The organism is Binatus sp. (SeqCode), from assembly GCF_050013435.1.
In the GTDB taxonomy this organism is placed as follows: domain Bacteria; phylum Desulfobacterota; class Binatia; order Binatales; family Binataceae; genus Binatus.
In genome coordinates this window covers 18,356-34,271 of the sequence record NZ_JBEKFG010000035.1, presented here as the reverse complement: position 1 = coordinate 34,271, position 15,916 = coordinate 18,356, and the positions used below count along the sequence as shown (strand labels likewise).

General features: G+C 62.6%; 18 protein-coding genes. 17 read left to right on the top strand and 1 reads right to left on the bottom strand.

Features of this window, described 5'->3' with window-relative positions:
- The 17 genes from ABSB13_RS09045 to ABSB13_RS08965 all read left to right on the top strand — a co-directional run.
- Positions 1-1,033 (top strand): BamA/TamA family outer membrane protein (locus ABSB13_RS09045; protein WP_428107541.1); only part of this gene is annotated, 1,033 nt, incomplete at its 5' end.
- A gap of 155 nt (positions 1,034-1,188) precedes the next feature.
- A complete protein-coding gene (locus ABSB13_RS09040; protein ID WP_428107540.1) occupies positions 1,189-1,839 on the top strand; it encodes an OmpH/Skp family outer membrane protein in 651 nt (216 codons plus the stop codon).
- Positions 1,840-1,873: 34 nt separating this feature from the next.
- A complete protein-coding gene (gene fabZ / locus ABSB13_RS09035; protein WP_428107539.1) occupies positions 1,874-2,329 on the top strand; it encodes a 3-hydroxyacyl-ACP dehydratase FabZ in 456 nt (151 codons plus the stop codon).
- Positions 2,293-3,120, top strand: coding sequence for an acyl-ACP--UDP-N-acetylglucosamine O-acyltransferase (lpxA, locus tag ABSB13_RS09030; RefSeq protein ID WP_428107543.1), 828 nt, complete (start codon positions 2,293-2,295; stop codon positions 3,118-3,120). Before fabZ ends, lpxA begins: the two co-directional genes overlap by 37 nt.
- Positions 3,113-3,928 (top strand): LpxI family protein, encoded by an 816-nt coding sequence (locus tag ABSB13_RS09025; RefSeq protein WP_428107538.1) that lies wholly within the window; start codon positions 3,113-3,115, stop codon positions 3,926-3,928. Before lpxA ends, ABSB13_RS09025 begins: the two co-directional genes overlap by 8 nt.
- Positions 3,909-4,871, top strand: coding sequence for a Gfo/Idh/MocA family protein (locus tag ABSB13_RS09020; RefSeq protein ID WP_428107536.1), 963 nt, complete (start codon positions 3,909-3,911; stop codon positions 4,869-4,871). Before ABSB13_RS09025 ends, ABSB13_RS09020 begins: the two co-directional genes overlap by 20 nt.
- Before the next feature lie 34 nt (positions 4,872-4,905).
- Positions 4,906-5,355 (top strand): Fe-S-containing protein, encoded by a 450-nt coding sequence (locus ABSB13_RS09015; protein ID WP_428107535.1) that lies wholly within the window; start codon positions 4,906-4,908, stop codon positions 5,353-5,355.
- Positions 5,356-5,476: 121 nt separating this feature from the next.
- On the top strand, positions 5,477-6,022 hold the full coding sequence (locus tag ABSB13_RS09010; protein WP_428107534.1) for an SCO family protein: 546 nt from the start codon (positions 5,477-5,479) through the stop codon (positions 6,020-6,022).
- 10 nt (positions 6,023-6,032) lie between these two features.
- Complete coding sequence (locus tag ABSB13_RS09005) at positions 6,033-6,497, top strand: CYCXC family (seleno)protein (protein WP_428107532.1); 465 nt, start codon at positions 6,033-6,035, stop codon at positions 6,495-6,497.
- A gap of 126 nt (positions 6,498-6,623) precedes the next feature.
- Entirely contained in the window at positions 6,624-7,514 is an 891-nt protein-coding gene (locus ABSB13_RS09000; RefSeq protein WP_428107531.1) for a sulfotransferase family protein, read from the top strand.
- Between the two features lie 226 nt (positions 7,515-7,740).
- On the top strand, positions 7,741-8,943 hold the full coding sequence (gene lpxB / locus ABSB13_RS08995) for a lipid-A-disaccharide synthase (RefSeq protein ID WP_428107529.1): 1,203 nt from the start codon (positions 7,741-7,743) through the stop codon (positions 8,941-8,943).
- Positions 8,940-10,733, top strand: a complete 1,794-nt coding sequence (locus ABSB13_RS08990) for an ABC transporter ATP-binding protein (RefSeq protein WP_428107528.1) — start codon at positions 8,940-8,942, stop codon at positions 10,731-10,733. The genes lpxB and ABSB13_RS08990 overlap by 4 nt, the downstream gene beginning before the upstream one ends.
- Before the next feature lie 31 nt (positions 10,734-10,764).
- On the top strand, positions 10,765-12,054 hold the full coding sequence (locus ABSB13_RS08985) for a 3-deoxy-D-manno-octulosonic acid transferase (RefSeq protein WP_428107526.1): 1,290 nt from the start codon (positions 10,765-10,767) through the stop codon (positions 12,052-12,054).
- Between the two features lie 3 nt (positions 12,055-12,057).
- Entirely contained in the window at positions 12,058-13,179 is a 1,122-nt protein-coding gene (gene lpxK / locus ABSB13_RS08980; RefSeq protein WP_428107525.1) for a tetraacyldisaccharide 4'-kinase, read from the top strand.
- Between the two features lie 33 nt (positions 13,180-13,212).
- Positions 13,213-13,383: a Trm112 family protein gene (locus tag ABSB13_RS08975; RefSeq protein WP_331959418.1), complete on the top strand. Its 171-nt coding sequence runs from the start codon at positions 13,213-13,215 to the stop codon at positions 13,381-13,383.
- A 35-nt stretch (positions 13,384-13,418) separates the two neighbouring features.
- Positions 13,419-14,633, top strand: coding sequence for a glycosyltransferase family 87 protein (locus tag ABSB13_RS08970; RefSeq protein WP_428107524.1), 1,215 nt, complete (start codon positions 13,419-13,421; stop codon positions 14,631-14,633).
- A gap of 14 nt (positions 14,634-14,647) precedes the next feature.
- A complete protein-coding gene (locus ABSB13_RS08965) occupies positions 14,648-15,373 on the top strand; it encodes a lipopolysaccharide kinase InaA family protein (RefSeq protein ID WP_428107522.1) in 726 nt (241 codons plus the stop codon).
- Between the two features lie 159 nt (positions 15,374-15,532).
- Here the strand turns inward: ABSB13_RS08965 and ABSB13_RS08960 are convergent, their stop codons facing one another.
- Entirely contained in the window at positions 15,533-15,916 is a 384-nt protein-coding gene (locus tag ABSB13_RS08960) for a RidA family protein (RefSeq protein ID WP_428107521.1), read from the bottom strand.

Here is a 15,916-nt window from a genome sequence, read left to right as displayed (position 1 = left end):
GCTGGGCAACACCAACCTGTTCGGCGGCGGCGAATCGCTGATCCTCAACGCGCAGGTCGGCTTCCTGTTCCAGAACTACAGCGTCAGTTACACGGAGCCGTGGTTCCTGGACATGCCGCTCGCGGTGGGCCTGCGGTTGTTCGACAACAAAACTTATCTGCTGAGCTTCAACCAGTCGGCGGCGGGCTTCACCCTGACCACGACCTATCCGCTGACCGAGCTGGGCTTCAAGAAGCTGGGGCCATTCTCTCTCAAGGACGTGCAGGCGGGACTGGGCTACACCTTTCAGAGCATAGGAATCACCGGGCTGAACCAGTATACGGCTTACAGTATCTTGCGCTACAAGGGCTACACGCAGACCTCGGAAATTACGCCGACGATACGGCGCTTCACGGTGGATAATCCGGTCGATCCGCGCACCGGCACGGTCGAGAGTCTGAGCATGGAAATCGGCGGAGTCGGCGGCGGTGAAGAATTCATCAAGGCCGTCGCGCATTTCCGGTATTTTTACCCGTTCCTGAAGAGCCAATCGCTGGGAACGTTCGTGGTGTCACAGGGAATCACGTACGGCATCGGGACCAACCTGCAAAGCGGCACCGGCGGCGAGTTGCCGCTGTACGAGCGGTTTTTTCCCGGTGGGGTGGGCGGTCCCGGTGACGTGCGCGGCTATGAGCTCTATTCGTTGGGACCGCGGGCGACGCTGTACGCCCAGAACGGCACTCCGATCAGCGTGCAGGATTACGGCGGCAGCGAGGAATTGTTGCTGAGCAACGAAATCACGTTCCCGATCCTGTCCGGATTGGGAATCCGCGGGGTGATATTCAGCGACGCGGGGCAGTCGTTCCTGCTCCATCCACCACCACATTATGAACCAGGTTCATTCAGCTTCACCAACCTGCAGGCGTCGTATGGCATCGGGGTGCGCTGGAAATCGCCATTCGGGCCGCTGGCGGTGGATATCGCTCGCCCAATCAACCCGCGGGCCTCCGATCAGAGCACCGTGTTCGAAATCGGCGCCGGCTCTCCGCTCTAGCGTCGATCGATTTTTCGACATCGGGCGGCGATAAAGGCGTGGGCAACTGGATTTGATGCTCGATGGAGTACTATTGTGTATAGTTCACATGCACGAACGATGCGCCGTGAGGACGCGTCCGATGCAGATAGTCAACAGGAGGCTTTCCGGGCTGTATGAGGCAACGGTTGTTCATCGGTGCGTTGTTCGGTGCGTTCCTTGCGGTGACGTCCGCGGCAGTTCCCGCGCACGCCGACATGAAGTTCGCGTATGTTGACGTGCAGCGGGCGCTCAATGAGTGCGACGCCGGCAAACGGGCCAAGGGCGAGTTCCAGGGCCGCGTCACATCGGTGGAGGCGAAACTCCAGCGGCAGCAAAATGAGGTCCAGGCCCTTAAGGACGAGATGGAAAAAAAGGGCATGCTGATGAACCCGGATCAGCGCCAGAGTCTGCAGGACCAGTACGTGGAAAAGCTCAAGAACTTCGAGCGCGACTACAAGGATTCGAAGGACGAGTTGCAGGCCAAGGACCAGGAGGTCACGGCGAAAATCGTGCATGACCTTGCGCAAGTCATCCGCTCGCTTGGCGAGCGTGACGGCTACACGATGGTGATGGAGAAGGGATCGATCCTGTGGGGTGCTCCGGGCATCGACATTACCGACCAGGTAATCCGCAGTTACAACGCGATGCACGTGGCGATAGGCTCGGTCGGCGAAGGCCCGGGCGGGGGAATTAGGGCCGCGAGTGCCCAGAGCGGGCAGGCCGGCGCGCCGGCTCCATCGGATTTCGGCTCAGCGGCGGCCAAGCGCTCGACGATCTCGAAGTAGGCCGCTCGAAACAAGATGCGCGAAGTGATTCCCGGTGCCTGACGACGCAAAAGTCGCGGAGCTTGGGCGCGTGTTGGGGCTGCTGCCCCATCGCTATCCGTTTCTGCTGGTCGATCGCATCATAGAACTCGTCAAGGGCCGGATCGTAACCATCAAGAACGTCACCTTCAACGAGCCGTACTTCGCGGGGCATTTTCCCGGTCATCCGGTGATGCCGGGGGTGTTGATCGTCGAGGCGCTGGCGCAGTCGGGTGCGATCCTGGCGCTCAATGAAGTGGGCGGGGACCCGGCGCGCCTGTTCATGCTGACGGGACTGGACAAAGTGCGCTTTCGCCGCCGCGTAATCCCGGGCGATCAGCTGCGGATGGAAGTAAAAATTCTGAAATTTCATCGTCCGCTATGGCGGATGCAGGCGGTGGCCCGCGTCGGCGACCAATTGGCGGCCCAAGCGGAATTGTCCGCGATGGAAGTCGAGGAGCAAGTCAGATAGCGGGCCGAATCCATCCCTCCGCGGTCATCGACAAGCGGGCCGAACTCGACACGAGCGTCGAAGTCGGTCCGGGCGCGGTGATCGGACCCGACGTCAAGATAGGAGCCGGCAGCGTGGTCGGCCCGTGCGCGATGATTGAGCGCAGTACCACGATCGGCGAGCGCAATCGCATCTGGCAGTTCGCCGCCATCGGCGCGGAACCGCAAGACCTCAAATTCAAGGGCGAACCGTCGGTCGTCGAAATCGGCGACGACAACATGATCCGCGAGTTCGCGACCATTCACCGCGGCACCGAAGGCGGCGGGATGAAAACCAAAGTCGGCAGTCACACGCTGGTGATGACGTACGCGCACGTGGCGCACGACTGCATCATCGGCGACCACGTGATCCTGGCGGCGTGCACGGGGCTGGCCGGCCACTGCGTTATCGAGGAGTACGCGATTTGCGAGGGCCAGGTCGGGGTACATCAGTTCAGCCGCATCGGCACTCACGCGATCGTGGCGGCGGGCGCGAAGGTGGCGCAGGACGTGCCGCCGTACTCGATGGTGGCGGGAACCGAGCGCGCGCGGCTGGCGGGCGTCAACGAGGTCGGCCTGCAGCGGCGCGGCTTCAAGCCCGAAACGATTGCGGCGCTCAAGTCGGCGATTCGCACGCTGTTCTTTTCGAAGATGCTGCGCGACGATGCCGTGAAGCAGGTGCTGGGCGAGTACGGCACGGTTGCCGAAGTCGTGCGGCTGGTTGATTTCATAAACAACTCGAAGCGCGGAGTCGTCGGCCGCGAGCGTGAATAAGCTCGGGCTCATCGCGGGCAACGGCGTCTTCCCGCTCGAAGTGGCGCGCGCCGCACGCCACCGCGGAATCAAAGTCATCGCCGTCGCGCACCTCAATGAAAGCGACCGCGCGCTTGACTCGGCGGCCGACGAAGTCACCTGGATCAAAGTCGGCGAGCTGCAGAAAATAATCGACGTTTTCAAAAACGCGGGAGTCTCGGAAGCCGCGATGGCCGGCGGCATCTCACGCGCGCGGCTGAAAGATTCTTTCGCGCCCGACGCGCGCGCGCTCAAGATGCTGGCGGGAATCGGACGCTTCAGCGACGACGCGGTGCTGCGCGGCGTAGCGCGTGAAGTCGAAACTGAAGGAATCAAAATGATCGATCCGATCCCGATGATCGAGCATTGGCTCGCGCGCGCCGGCGTCGGCGCCGGACCCGAGCCGACTCCCGCGCAAATCCGCGATCTCGAGCTCGCATTCGCGGTCGCGCGCCGGCTCGGCAGCTACGACATCGGCCAGACGGTCGCGGTCCGCGACGGGATGGTCGCTGCGGTGGAAGCGCTGGAGGGAACCGACGCCGCGCTGCGCCGCGCAGCCGCGCTGGTGGGCGCGGGCCTGGTGGTGGCCAAGGCGGCCAAACCGGGACAGGACATGCGCTTCGATCGCCCCGCGATTGGCCCGGCTACGGTGCAATTGCTCGCCGAGATCGGCGCGGCGATGCTGGGCGTCGAAGCTGAGGTGGCGCTGATTCTCGAACGCGAGCGCACGCTGGAACTCGCGTGCGCGAAAAACGTGACGTTATATGGCTATGCGGAAACCAGTGGTTGAGCTGCGCGCCGCAGTGATTGGCGCGGGACGCCTGGGCACGCTGCACGCGCGCAAGTACGCCGCCATTTCGGGAATCAAGCTCGCACACGTCGTCGATATCGACGCCGAGCGGGCGCGCGCCGTGGCAACGGAAGTTGGCGCAACGCCGCTGGCCGACTACCGGATGCTGGCGGGCAAGGTGGACCTCGTGACGGTCGCGTCGCCCGGCGTGACGCATCATGAGATCGCATCCGCGATGCTGAAATCGGGCATCGACGTGCTGCTGGAAAAGCCGATGGCCGAGACGCTGATCCAGGCGCGGGAACTGGCCAGGCTGGCGTCGACGAGCGGCCGCATTCTTCAGATTGGCCACCTCGAGCGGTTCAATCCGGCGGTCGTTCATCTGCATTCGATCGTGAAAAATCCCCGCTTCGTGGAATGTCATCGGCTCGCGCCGTTCACCGAGCGCGGCACCGACGTGGATGTGGTGCTCGATCTGATGGTGCACGACCTCGACGTGATCCTGTCGGTGGCGCCTTCGGAAGTCGTGTCGCTCGAAGCGGTCGGGGTCGCGATCCTTACCGATCGAATCGATCTCGCCAACGCGCGCATCCGCTTCCAGAGCGGTCTCATCGCGAATCTGGTCACCAGCCGCGTGGCGCCCCGGCGCGAACGCAAGATTCGCTTCTTCCAGCCCGACGCGTATATCTCGGTTGATTACGAGGCGCGCAGCATCCAGATGTATCGCAAAACTCCGCCGGCGCCGGGCGCGCAGTTCTCCACCATCTCGGCCGAGCAGATCGAATTCGGCGAAGGCGATCCGCTCGCCGACGAAGTCAATGCGTTCGTCGCGGCCGTTCGCAGCAGGTCCACGCCGGCCGTCAGCGCCGAGGACGGACTTCGGGTGATGGAACTAACCGAGAGAATCAAGGAAGTGATGCTGACGGATTCGGTCGCGCCTTGACGCTTGCCCTGCGCTGCGACAGCATCGATTTGTGATGCGTCGGATCAGGCTCAGGATTCTCGGCGGTCTGGTGCTCGCAGCCGGCGCCGCCGCGTTTCTCATCTTCATCGCGGCCTCGGATTGCACAACGGTGACCGGCAACGACGAAGTCGTTGTCGACGTGTCCGCGATGCGTCCCGGTAGTGCGCGGCTTTTCTCTTACACCGATGACGCAGGCAAGCGGCTGCGCTTCGTGCTCGCGCGCGGGGTCGATGGCAAGGTGCGCTCGGTGTTCGACGCATGCCGCCAGTGCTCCGCGTTCCATCGCGGCTACCGGGTGGCTGGGGGCGAACTGATTTGCCGGGTGTGCGGGAATCACTACCCAGTCGAACGGATGACGGAAGGCCAGGCGTCGTGCGTGCCCGTCAGCTTGTCGCACAAGGACGATTCCGGAATCGTGCACATCAAGACCGCGGACCTTGAAGCCGGACATACGCTCTTCTGACTATCTGAGTAGCTATAGCAAGACCATGGTTGATATTCGCAAGTTAGTAACGGATATATAACCACTAGGATATGGTATGAGTATCCGGAGTAATCTCAGGTCTTTCGCTATCATCGCAGGAATGACGTCGAGCCTGTTCGCGGCTGCCGGATGCCACGGCGACTCATCCGCGACTGCGTGGAACTGTCTCACCGACACCAAGCTCGTCGATCAGCATGGCAACCAGGTCTCGCTCGCGTCGCTCAAGGGCAAACCGCTGGTGGTGGATTTCATCTATACGTCATGCCCGGGGGAGTGCAAAATGGAGACGGCGAAGTTGACGAACGTCGCGCTCCGGCTGGGGTCCGACCTCGGTTCGAAGGTCACGATCGTTTCGATCAGCGTCGATCCCGAGCATGACGGCCCCAAGCAATTGCTGGATTACGCACGTCAGCAGGGGGCGGACGAGAAAGGATGGTATTTCCTGACCGGAGGCCCCGCCGACATCGATACAGCGCTGGCGGGCTTCAAGCTCAGCCGGCAAGTCATGCCGGATGGTTCGATTGGCCACCTGGTCGACATGATGCTGATCGGACCGGATGGGCGGTTGGTGCATGAATACAACGGCGAGCTCGTAAAAGCCCAGGATATCGTCGACGACGTCAGGAAGACCCTGAACAAGAGTTGAGAGATTCGCCATGAGACGAGCAATTATTTTCGGCTGCTCGGTTGCGGCGATTCTGGCGCTGGCATATTTGTGGCCGTCGCTCGGCGGTTCATCGGCGGACAACGGCGGCGCGCGCGGCGCGATGTGCATCGCGGGTCATTGCTGCTGCGCGGGACGGGCGGAGGCCGAGACCGTCGCGGCCAACGCGGCGCAGGGGCGTTTGACGCTCGACCCAAACCAGTTCACCGGTCCGGTAAAGCAGGCGTACACAATTGCGGAGAAAAACCCCGCGCTGCTGGCGGAACTGCATTGCTATTGCGGATGTGACAGGACGGAAGGTCATCAGAATCTGCTCGATTGTTATCGCGGCCGCCATGGCGAGACCTGCGAAATCTGCACCGAGGAGGCCCTGCTGGCGGATCGGATGTCGGAGCAGCGCTTGCCGCTCGATCAGATACGCGACGCGATCCGCAGGCGGTTCGCTTCCGACAACTGAATCGCACGGGCAGGGCAGGGCTGGGCTCGAATCTCGCGTTTGCAGGCCGCGTGGTCTTGGCGCTAGTCTCGATCGGCTTCAAGATAGGAATTCCGACTTGCTGCCTGCTATAGCAGACCCAGTGATATGGCGTCAGACCGCCCCATGAGGTTGCCCGATTTCATTGGGCTCGGGCCCCCCCGTACCGGCACGACTTGGCTGCATCGCGTGCTTGTGGGTCATGTCGATCTGCCTTATGGAATCAAGGAGACGCAATTCTTCACCACCTATTACTCGAAGGGAATCGATTGGTATGCGCACCATTTCCGCTATGCGAACGGTGACCGCAAGATCGCGGAGATTTGCCCGTACTTCAACGCGATGAAGGCTCCTGCGCGCATCCACCAACATCTGCCGGGCTGCAAATTCCTCGTGACGTTCCGCAATCCCGTCGATCATGCCTATTCGACTTACAAAATGCTGGTACGCGGCGCGTTCGTGCGTGGAACGTTCGATGAGGTGCTCAACCTGCGCCCGCATATCGACGACGGCAACCGCTACGCGAAGCATCTGACGGCATGGTTTGACCAGTTCGGCCCCGAGCGTTTTCTGATCATGCGCTATGAAGAGCTGCGCGACGATCCCCAGGGCTACCTGGACCAGGTGTGCGACTTTATTGGTACGGCGCGAATCCCGATTTCCGATCATGCCCGCAGGCAGCGGCAGGTTAATTTGATCGAGCGCGCACCGAAAAGCCGCAAGCTCGCCCAGAATGCACGGCACCTCGGATACTGGCTGAAAAGGCGTCATGCCTACGGCCTTGTCGCCGCGCTCCGACGCGCCGGCGTATGGGAATTTTGTAACGGCCGTGGCGAAATATTTCCGCCGCTTTCGCCCGAGCAGCGAGCGATGTTGACCGAGCGCTATCTACCCGAGGTCGAGGCGCTCGAGGAGCTGCTGAAGATCGATTTTTCCCAATGGAAAAAGCCCGGCGCTGTGCCGCGCCAAGCGGCGGCGCTTGGTGCCGGGGGCACCTGATATGGATGCAGTGTCCGGCCGATTGGCGAGATTAATCCCCATTAAGGCAGAGCCCCGGCCACTGCTCCCGCACGCTGGCGGCCCAGGACGGCCAAGCTTCGCTGATAAACCGGAACACCGTCAAAAGCTCAGCACCAGGACGTCAGGGCTCCAAGCCGGAAATGCGGGTTGAATCGAACCAGCATGGCTATTTGCGGCGCCGTGTTTTTCAATCACAATCCCTTCGATGCCGTTGAATGCCGAAGCGCCGCCGCCGCTTGATGACCGCCTGAAAGAAACCGCACGCCGGCGCCGCATCATGATCGTTGCGGGCGAGGCGTCGGGCGATCTTCATGGCGGCGATTTGGCGCGGGAAATTCTCGCGCGCGATCCGTCGTGCGACCTGTTCGGAATTGCGGGCGAGAAGATGCGCGCGGCCGGGGTGCGGGCGATCGTCGCGACGGAAGACATCCACGGGCTGGGACTTTCGGAACTGGCTTCCACGATTGGACGCACGATTGGCGCGTTTCGCGCCCTGCGTCGAATCATCAGGCGGGAGAAGCCGGACCTTGTGATCCTGATTGACTACGCGGAGTTCAACCTGATTCTCTCCGGCACGGCCAGGCGCGCGGGCGTGCCGGTGCTCTACTACATCACGCCGCAAGTCTGGGCGTGGCGGCGCGGCCGAATCGACAAGCTGGTGGATCGCGCGGGCCGCCTCGCGGTGGTGCTGCCGTTCGAGGCCGAACTATTCCATCGCGCGGGCGAGCGCGTTTCCTTCGTAGGGCATCCGCTGCTCGATCGGGTCGCCACGGTCCATAGCCGGGAGGAGACGCTCAAGCGCCATGGATTCCCGCCGCGGGCGCGAATCATCTCGATCCTGCCGGGCAGCCGCCGCGCCGAAGTTCGCTACCTGCTGAATCCGATGGTCAAGGCGGCGCGGATTGTCGCGCGCGATCATGGCCTTGAAATGGCACTCGCCCTGGCGCCGACCCTGACTCAGGCCGAACTCGCCGAGGTTGGGCGCACCGATCTCGCGGGAATCAGGATTGTCGAGCGCGACACATACAACCTGGTCGCGGCGAGCGAACTCGCACTGGTTGCGTCGGGGACCGCCACGCTGGAGACGGCGCTGCTCGGATGCCCCGAAGTTATCGCCTACAAAGTGTCGCCACTTACCTATATCCTAGGGCGGATGCTGGTGACGGGAGTGGATTTTATCGGGATGCCGAATATTCTGGCGGGCCGGCAAATCGTGCCCGAACTGATCCAGCGCGACGTGACTGCGGATAAGCTGGTACGAGCCGCCGAGCCGCTCTTGAGCGACACCATACGCGCGGAAACGGTGGCCGCGCTGAAGGCGTTGCGCGAGAAGCTCGGATCGCCGGGAGCGGCGGGCCGGGTCGCGACGATCGCGCTCGAGATGATCGCGTCCAGGACGGCCGCATGAAGCTGCTTACCCCGTTGCAATGGCGACTGTTCGGCTACCTCCGCCGATACCTGTTCCCCTACGTGTTGTTGCTGGGCGTGGCGATGGCCTTGCTGTCGGCGGCCAGCGCCGGAATCCCGTTCATCATGAAGTTGGTGGTCGATCTGGTCGCCAATCTCAAAGTCGCTCGTCAGCTTGATGCGCACAGCGCCTCGAAGCTGCGTGAGTTCTCGCTGATGCTCGCGGGATTATTTTTGCTGCGCGCGTTCGCGAATTTTTCCGACGACTACTTGAGCTCATATATTTCGCAGAAGCTGACGATGGATATCCGGGCCGATCTGAACGAGAGCCTGCAACGTCAATCGCTGAGTTTTTTCAACCGCACGCCGACGGGTGTCATGGTTGCACGAATCATCAGCGACGTCGGCCTGGTGGTGTCGAGTCTGAGCGGCGGCGTGTTTTCGATCTTCGGCGACGGCATGTCGCTCATTGCCTTGCTGGTGACGGCTTTTTGGCTCGACTGGCAGCTCGCGATCATCGCCTTCATCGGTTTTCCGATCGTTGTTCTGCCGATCGCCAGTCTTTCGAAGAAAGTTCGCCGCGAGACCAAGAATCAGCAAAAGCAAATGAGCGGCTTGCAGTCGCTGCTGCATGAAACCTTCCAGGGGAATCGCGTCGTGAAAGCGTTCGGGATGGAAGATTACGAGCGCGCGCGGTTCAATCACGAGCTCAAGCGGCTGTTCCGAATCTTCATGCGGGTGGCGCGGATCAAGGCGTTTACCGGGCCGCTGATCGAAGCGCTGGGCGCGATTGCGGTGGTCGCGGTGGTCTGGTGGGCGGTGGGATCGCTGCAGGCGGGCACGCGCACGCTCGGTCAATTCGCCGGATTCTTTACGACTATGATCCTCGTGTACCGGCCGTTTAAGGCTCTTGGCAAGACCAACAACAGCATTCAGCAGGGGATGGCTGCGGCCGAACGCGTCTTCGAGATGATGGATCAGCCGAGCGAGGTTCCCGACGATCCCGATGGCATCGAGCTGCCGCCCGGCCCGCACCGCGTCGCGTTCGAGAACGTCAGTTTCAAGTACGGCGACGAATGGGTGCTGCACGATATCAACCTGGAGATCGGGGTTGGCAAAGTCGTGGCGCTGGTCGGGATGAGCGGCGGCGGCAAATCCACCATTGCGGATTTGATTCCGCGCTTTTACGACGTGCAGCAGGGACGCGTCACGGTTGACGGAATCGACATACGCAAGCTGCGGATTAAGTCGCTGCGCGCGGAGATCGGCCTGGTCACACAGAGTACGTTTCTGTTCGACGACACGATTCGCGCCAATATCGCGTACGGCAGCAGCGACAAGCATCTCGAGCGCGTAATCGCGGCCGCCAAGCTCGCCAACGCTCACGACTTCATCACGCGGCTGCCCAACGGTTACGACACGATGGTGGGCGAACTGGGCGTGCGCATGTCGGGCGGAGAACGGCAGCGAATCGCGATCGCGCGCGCGCTGCTCAAAGACGCGCCGATTCTGATCCTGGACGAGGCAACCTCGTCGCTGGACTCTGCCTCGGAGCACTCGGTGCAGGAAGCGCTCGAGCATCTGATGGCAAATCGCACGACGCTGGTGATAGCGCATCGGCTGTCCACGGTGCGCCGGGCAGACCGGATCTTCGTAGTCGTTCACGGCCGGATAGTCGAAGACGGAACGCACGATGAATTGTTTGCGCGCGGGCAGGAGTACCGAAAGCTCTACGACCTTCAATTCATGTCCCCCGAAGATCTGGCCGGTAATGGCGGCCTCGTCAACTGATACTCACTGATCGTAATTCGACTCGTCAGGTGTGCCGATCGACGAGCTCTCGATGCTAAGCGCGCTCTACAATTTGCTGTGGTATCCGGCGCTGCCGTTTGCGCTGCTGGCCGCGCATCCGGCGAACATGCGGGACTATCGCGAGCGGATGGGGCACGGCGATTTTCCCGAGGCCGCGGGCGCGCCGCGAATCTGGATTCATGCGGCTTCGGTCGGCGAGATCGAAGCGATTCGGCCGGTCGCCAACGGTCTGCTCGAACACTATCCGGCCGCGGTCTTGGCAATCACCACGATGACGGCGGCGGGACGCGAGGCCGCCATGCGCCGAATCCCGGGGGCGGCGGCCTGGATGCTTGCGCCGCTGGACAATCAGCGCGCGGTGCGATCCTTTCTGGAGCGCGTGCAGCCGAGCATGGTGCTGATCACCGAGACTGAAATCTGGCCGAACTACTTCATCGAATCCGCGCGGGCGGGCGCGACGATCGCGGTGGTCAACGGCCGGATGTCAGAGCGATCATTGCGTCGTTACCTGCGCGCGCGCGGCCTGTTTGAAAATGCGCTCGGCCGGGCAGCCTTGATTCTGACCCAGAGCCCGCAAGACGCGCGGCGTTATGCGGAGTTCGATCTCGCGGCAACAGTGGTGGTCACCGGCAACACCAAAATCGAAGCGGCGCAGGCGCAGACGGCGAATGAAGAATCAATTCGTCCTGAGCTGATGGCGTTTGCACCCGGGCGGAAGATTTTTATCGCGGGATCGACGGCGGCGGGCGAGGATGCCGTGATTGCGGGCGCGTACCGTGAACTGCGCAAGGATTTTCCGCAGCTCGCGCTGACGATAGCGCCGCGCCATCTCGAGCGCACGCCGGAAGTCGAAAAGGCGCTGCATGCGGCCTCGCTCGATTACGTGAAGGCGTCGCAGCTCAATTCACCGGGCGCGGCGCGCGACGCGGACGTTTTGATCCTCGACACCATGGGCGAGCTGCGCAGCTTCTATCGCCGCGGATCGATCGCATTCGTCGGCGGCAGCCTCGCGCCGGGACGTGGCGGGCAAAACCCGGCCGAGCCCGCGTTGGCCGATGTCCCGGTCCTGATCGGTCCGTATCACGAGAACCAGCAGCAGATAGTGTCGTCGCTGGTCAGTTCCGGCGGCGCACGAATAGTCAAAAGCGCGAGCGACATAATCAGTGAAACTTCGCAATGGCTCGCCGACGACGAGGCGCGGCAACGTGCGGGTCAACGCGCGCGCGCTGCAGTGAGCGCAGCGTCGGGCGGCGCGCGATTCGCCTTGAAGCAGCTCGAAGGGCTCATTAGTCTCGGCTGACCGATGCCCTCAAACGAGCCGAGTCCGAATCGCCCACGAATCGAGCGATTGTGGCGGCGGGATCTTCCCGCAGCGCTTCTTCCAATTTGGGCCGGGCTCGCCGCTGCGGCGGGACTTTACCGCGCCGGCGTGGCCGCACGTCATCTGTACTGGCGGATGATGAAGCGTCGGACGCCGGTGCTGACGGTGAGCGTGGGCAACCTGACGGTCGGCGGAAACGGCAAGACGCCGTTCACGTTGTTTCTCGCCAGGCGCTTGCAGAGCCACGGCCTGCGCGTCGGAATCGTGAGCCGGGGCTACCAACGCGCGCGATCCAAAGCGCGCGCCGAACTGGTGGCTGACGGCGGCGCATTGAAAATCTCACTGGAAGACGCCGGCGACGAACCGGCGATGATGGCGAAGTCGTTCACCGGTCCGATTGCGGTTGCGCGCCGGCGCCTCGACGGTATCGAGCTGCTGAGCAAGTTCGGTCCGCTCGACGCGGTGATCCTGGACGACGGCTTTCAGCACGTGCGCTTGAATCGCGACGTGGATCTGGTGCTGGTGAGCAATGAGCGCGGCTTCGGCAACGGCTGGATGATCCCGGCCGGACCGATGCGCGAACCGATCCGCGCGGTCGGCCGCGCAGACGCGATCGTAGTGATGAACTTTGGAACTGGCGCGTCGGCAATTAGACCGTCGCAGATGAAGAAACTAACCGCGCGCAAAATACTTCACGCGTCGGTGCGGCCGCGCGCGTTGCTGGTCACCGAGAACGGGGTGTGGCGCGAAACTCCGCTGGGACTCGGAGGACGACGCGTGCTGGCGGTAAGCGGTCTGGCGGATTCAAGCGCGTTCTACGCGATGCTGCGCGAACTCGACGCGGACCTGGTCGGCGTTTTCGATTATCCGGATCATCACGCCTACACGAACGCCGACTGGCAGGCTATGGTGAACGCGATGCGCGACACCGACCTGGTCGTTACGACCGAGAAGGACCTGGTCAAGCTGGAGCGGTTTCCGTTCCCGCGCGATTCGCTATACGCTCTCAGGCTTGAAGTGACGATGGACGCGGCCGATGCGCGCGCGCTCGACGAGTTGATACTGGATCGCATGACCGCAGCCTCGACGGCGGCGGATGCATAGAAGACGAAGGAAAATGCCTGGAGGAATTTTGCGATGGCGCTGAGTCAGGAACTGCTCGACATCCTGGCGTGCCCGAAATGCAAGGGCGACCTGCATCTCAACGACAAGCAGGACGGCCTGGTCTGCAGCGCTTGCAGACTCGAGTATCCGGTGCGCGATGACATTCCAATCATGCTGATCGAGGAAGCCAAGCCGATCGCGTGACCAATCCGCGGCGCGCGGCCGGCCGGCTTTCCGCGATGAAAACGATCGACTCCCCGCGCGCCCGCCAGTTCGCATGGCTCGCGATGGGCATCTACATCGTCGGGCTCGGCATCTCGGCAACGCTTCGCGCGCAGGGCGACTTCAACGTTTACCTTCGCGCGGGCCATCGCGCACTTCACGCCCTCGCGATCTATCCGCCGGCCGACTCCGATCGTTTTCTCTACGCACCGATCTTTGCGATCGGGTTCGCACCGCTCGCGGCGCTGCCGCGCCATGTTGCGCAATTTGTCTTCTTCGCGGTCAACGCATTTTCACTGATCGAATTGGTCATCGGCGCGGGCGTGATTCTGTTCGGCCGTGAGCGGCGATTGCCGGCCGCGCTGATCGTCGTCCCGGTGCTGCTGTCATCCCGATTCATCGACAACAACTTCGAGCACGGCCAGATAAACCTCCCGACCCTGGCGTTGATCGTGTGGGCGATCATTTACGCCGACGAGTCTCGCGACGGGTGGGCGGGCCTGATGCTTGCGGCGGCGATACTGATCAAGCCGTTCGCGGTGCTGGTGGCGCTGCATCTTGCGATTAGCCGGCGTTTCGCCGCGCTCGGATGGGCGGTGGTGGCGGGAATCGCGCTGATCGTCGTACCAATCGTGATCTTTGGACCGCGTGGATGGATCGATCAAACCGGCGCGTACCTGACGGCGATCGCTTCGATGACGAATCGATATCGCACGATGCTCACCAACCAGTCGGCGGTGTCGGCGGTCGCGCGCTTGATGAGTCTTCGCATCGGCGCTGACGCGGAAACGTCTTCGGCCGCAACGATTGCCGGAATGGGACTCGAGATAATTCTCGTGGCGGCAGTGTTGCTCTGGGACGCGATGAGCCGTGAGCGTGGAAAGTTCGCGGGGCGGCTCGCGCTGTGCGGCTTGTTCTGCCTGATGCCCTCGTTCGCACCGATTTCGTGGAAAAGCTACTACGCGGCGATGCTCGTGCCTTACATGGCGCTGACCGCGGCGCTGTGGACCGATCGGGACGGCGCCGAGCGCCCGCCGATTTCGGTGTGGACGCTGTTCGCGCTTTCCGTGTTACTCAATCTTGCGACCGGAAACTATTTGAACCGCATCGCCCTCTTTTACTCGGCGCATTTCCTTTCATCGCTGCTCGCGCTCGCCGCCGTGTTCGCGTTGTGGCTGCGAAGCGGGAGCGACGACCGAGAAGCGCGCATGAGCCAGGCATCCCAAGCGTGAGACCGCCGTCACAAATGCAGTGGCGCTCGCTTCCAGACTTTTCGGCGTTCAAGATCGGCCGCGGGGAACTCGTGATCCATCGCGATATCGCCGCTCATGCCGCGGAGATCGTGAAAAGGCTCGGCGAGCTGGTGGCCGCATCGGAAGCGGGTGCGGGAAATCGCCAGAGCGCATTCCGGCTGAAGCTCGAGGGCGGGCTCGAGCTGTTCGCGCGCCGGGGCCGGCGTGGCGGAATGATCGGTTCGATTCTGAGCGACGTTTACGTGGGTATGACGCCGCGCCCGCTGACTGAACTCGCCGTGACGGTTGAAGCGATGCGGCGCGGGATTCCGGTGGCAGAGCCGATGGGCGCCATGATCGAATGGATCGGTCCCGCTCTCTATCGAGGATTTTTTCTGACTCGTGCGGTGCGCGGAATGACGCTGTGGGAGTTCCTGAAGACGGACGACGATCCGACAGTTCGAAGTCACGTTCTCGGGCAGGCGCGCGCGGCGATCGACACGATGCACAAGCAGGGGCTCTTTCACGCCGATCTCAATCTGCACAACATCCTGGTGACGCAAGCGCGCGAGAGTTTCACCGTGATTATTATCGATCTGGACAAGGCGCGGCTCTACGATGCGCCGTTGCCGGCTGCGATGCGCCGGGCCAACGCGGCGCGCCTGGTACGGTCGGCGCGCAAGCTCGATCCATCCGGGCGGTTTATCGACGCAGCCGCGCTGGCAATTCTGCAGGGCTGAGCCCTGCACCGCAGGGGGTGACCCCTGCACCCAGTATTAAGGCCGCCCGCCGCTGGCGGGCGCGGCCCCTGCACCCTCAGTGAGAAGACGCGAAAATCTGCGCAGCGCATCTTTTCGCGACTGCGCGATGGAACAGTCCGCGGGCGCGGGTTCCCTTTTTTATTCGCGTTTCAGCGCGATCGCGTCGATCTCGATTCGCGCGTGGCGCGGCAGCGCCGCCACCTGCACGGTCGAGCGCGCCGGATACGGCGGATCGAAATGCTCTGCGTACACGCGGTTGACGATTTCAAAGTCGGCGAGATCGATCATGAAGATGGTGGTCTTGACCACGTCGACGAAATCCAGTCCCGCAGCCGCGAGCACTTCGCCGAGGTTCTGGAGCACGCGCCGAGTCTCGAATTCGATCCCGCCTTCGACCAGAGCGCCCGACGCCGGGTCGAGACCGACCTGCCCGGAGCAAAAGACCATCCCGTGTTGCTCGACCGCCTGCGAATACGGACCGATCGCGGCCGGCGCCTGCCTGGTGTGAATCGAGGTTTTCAT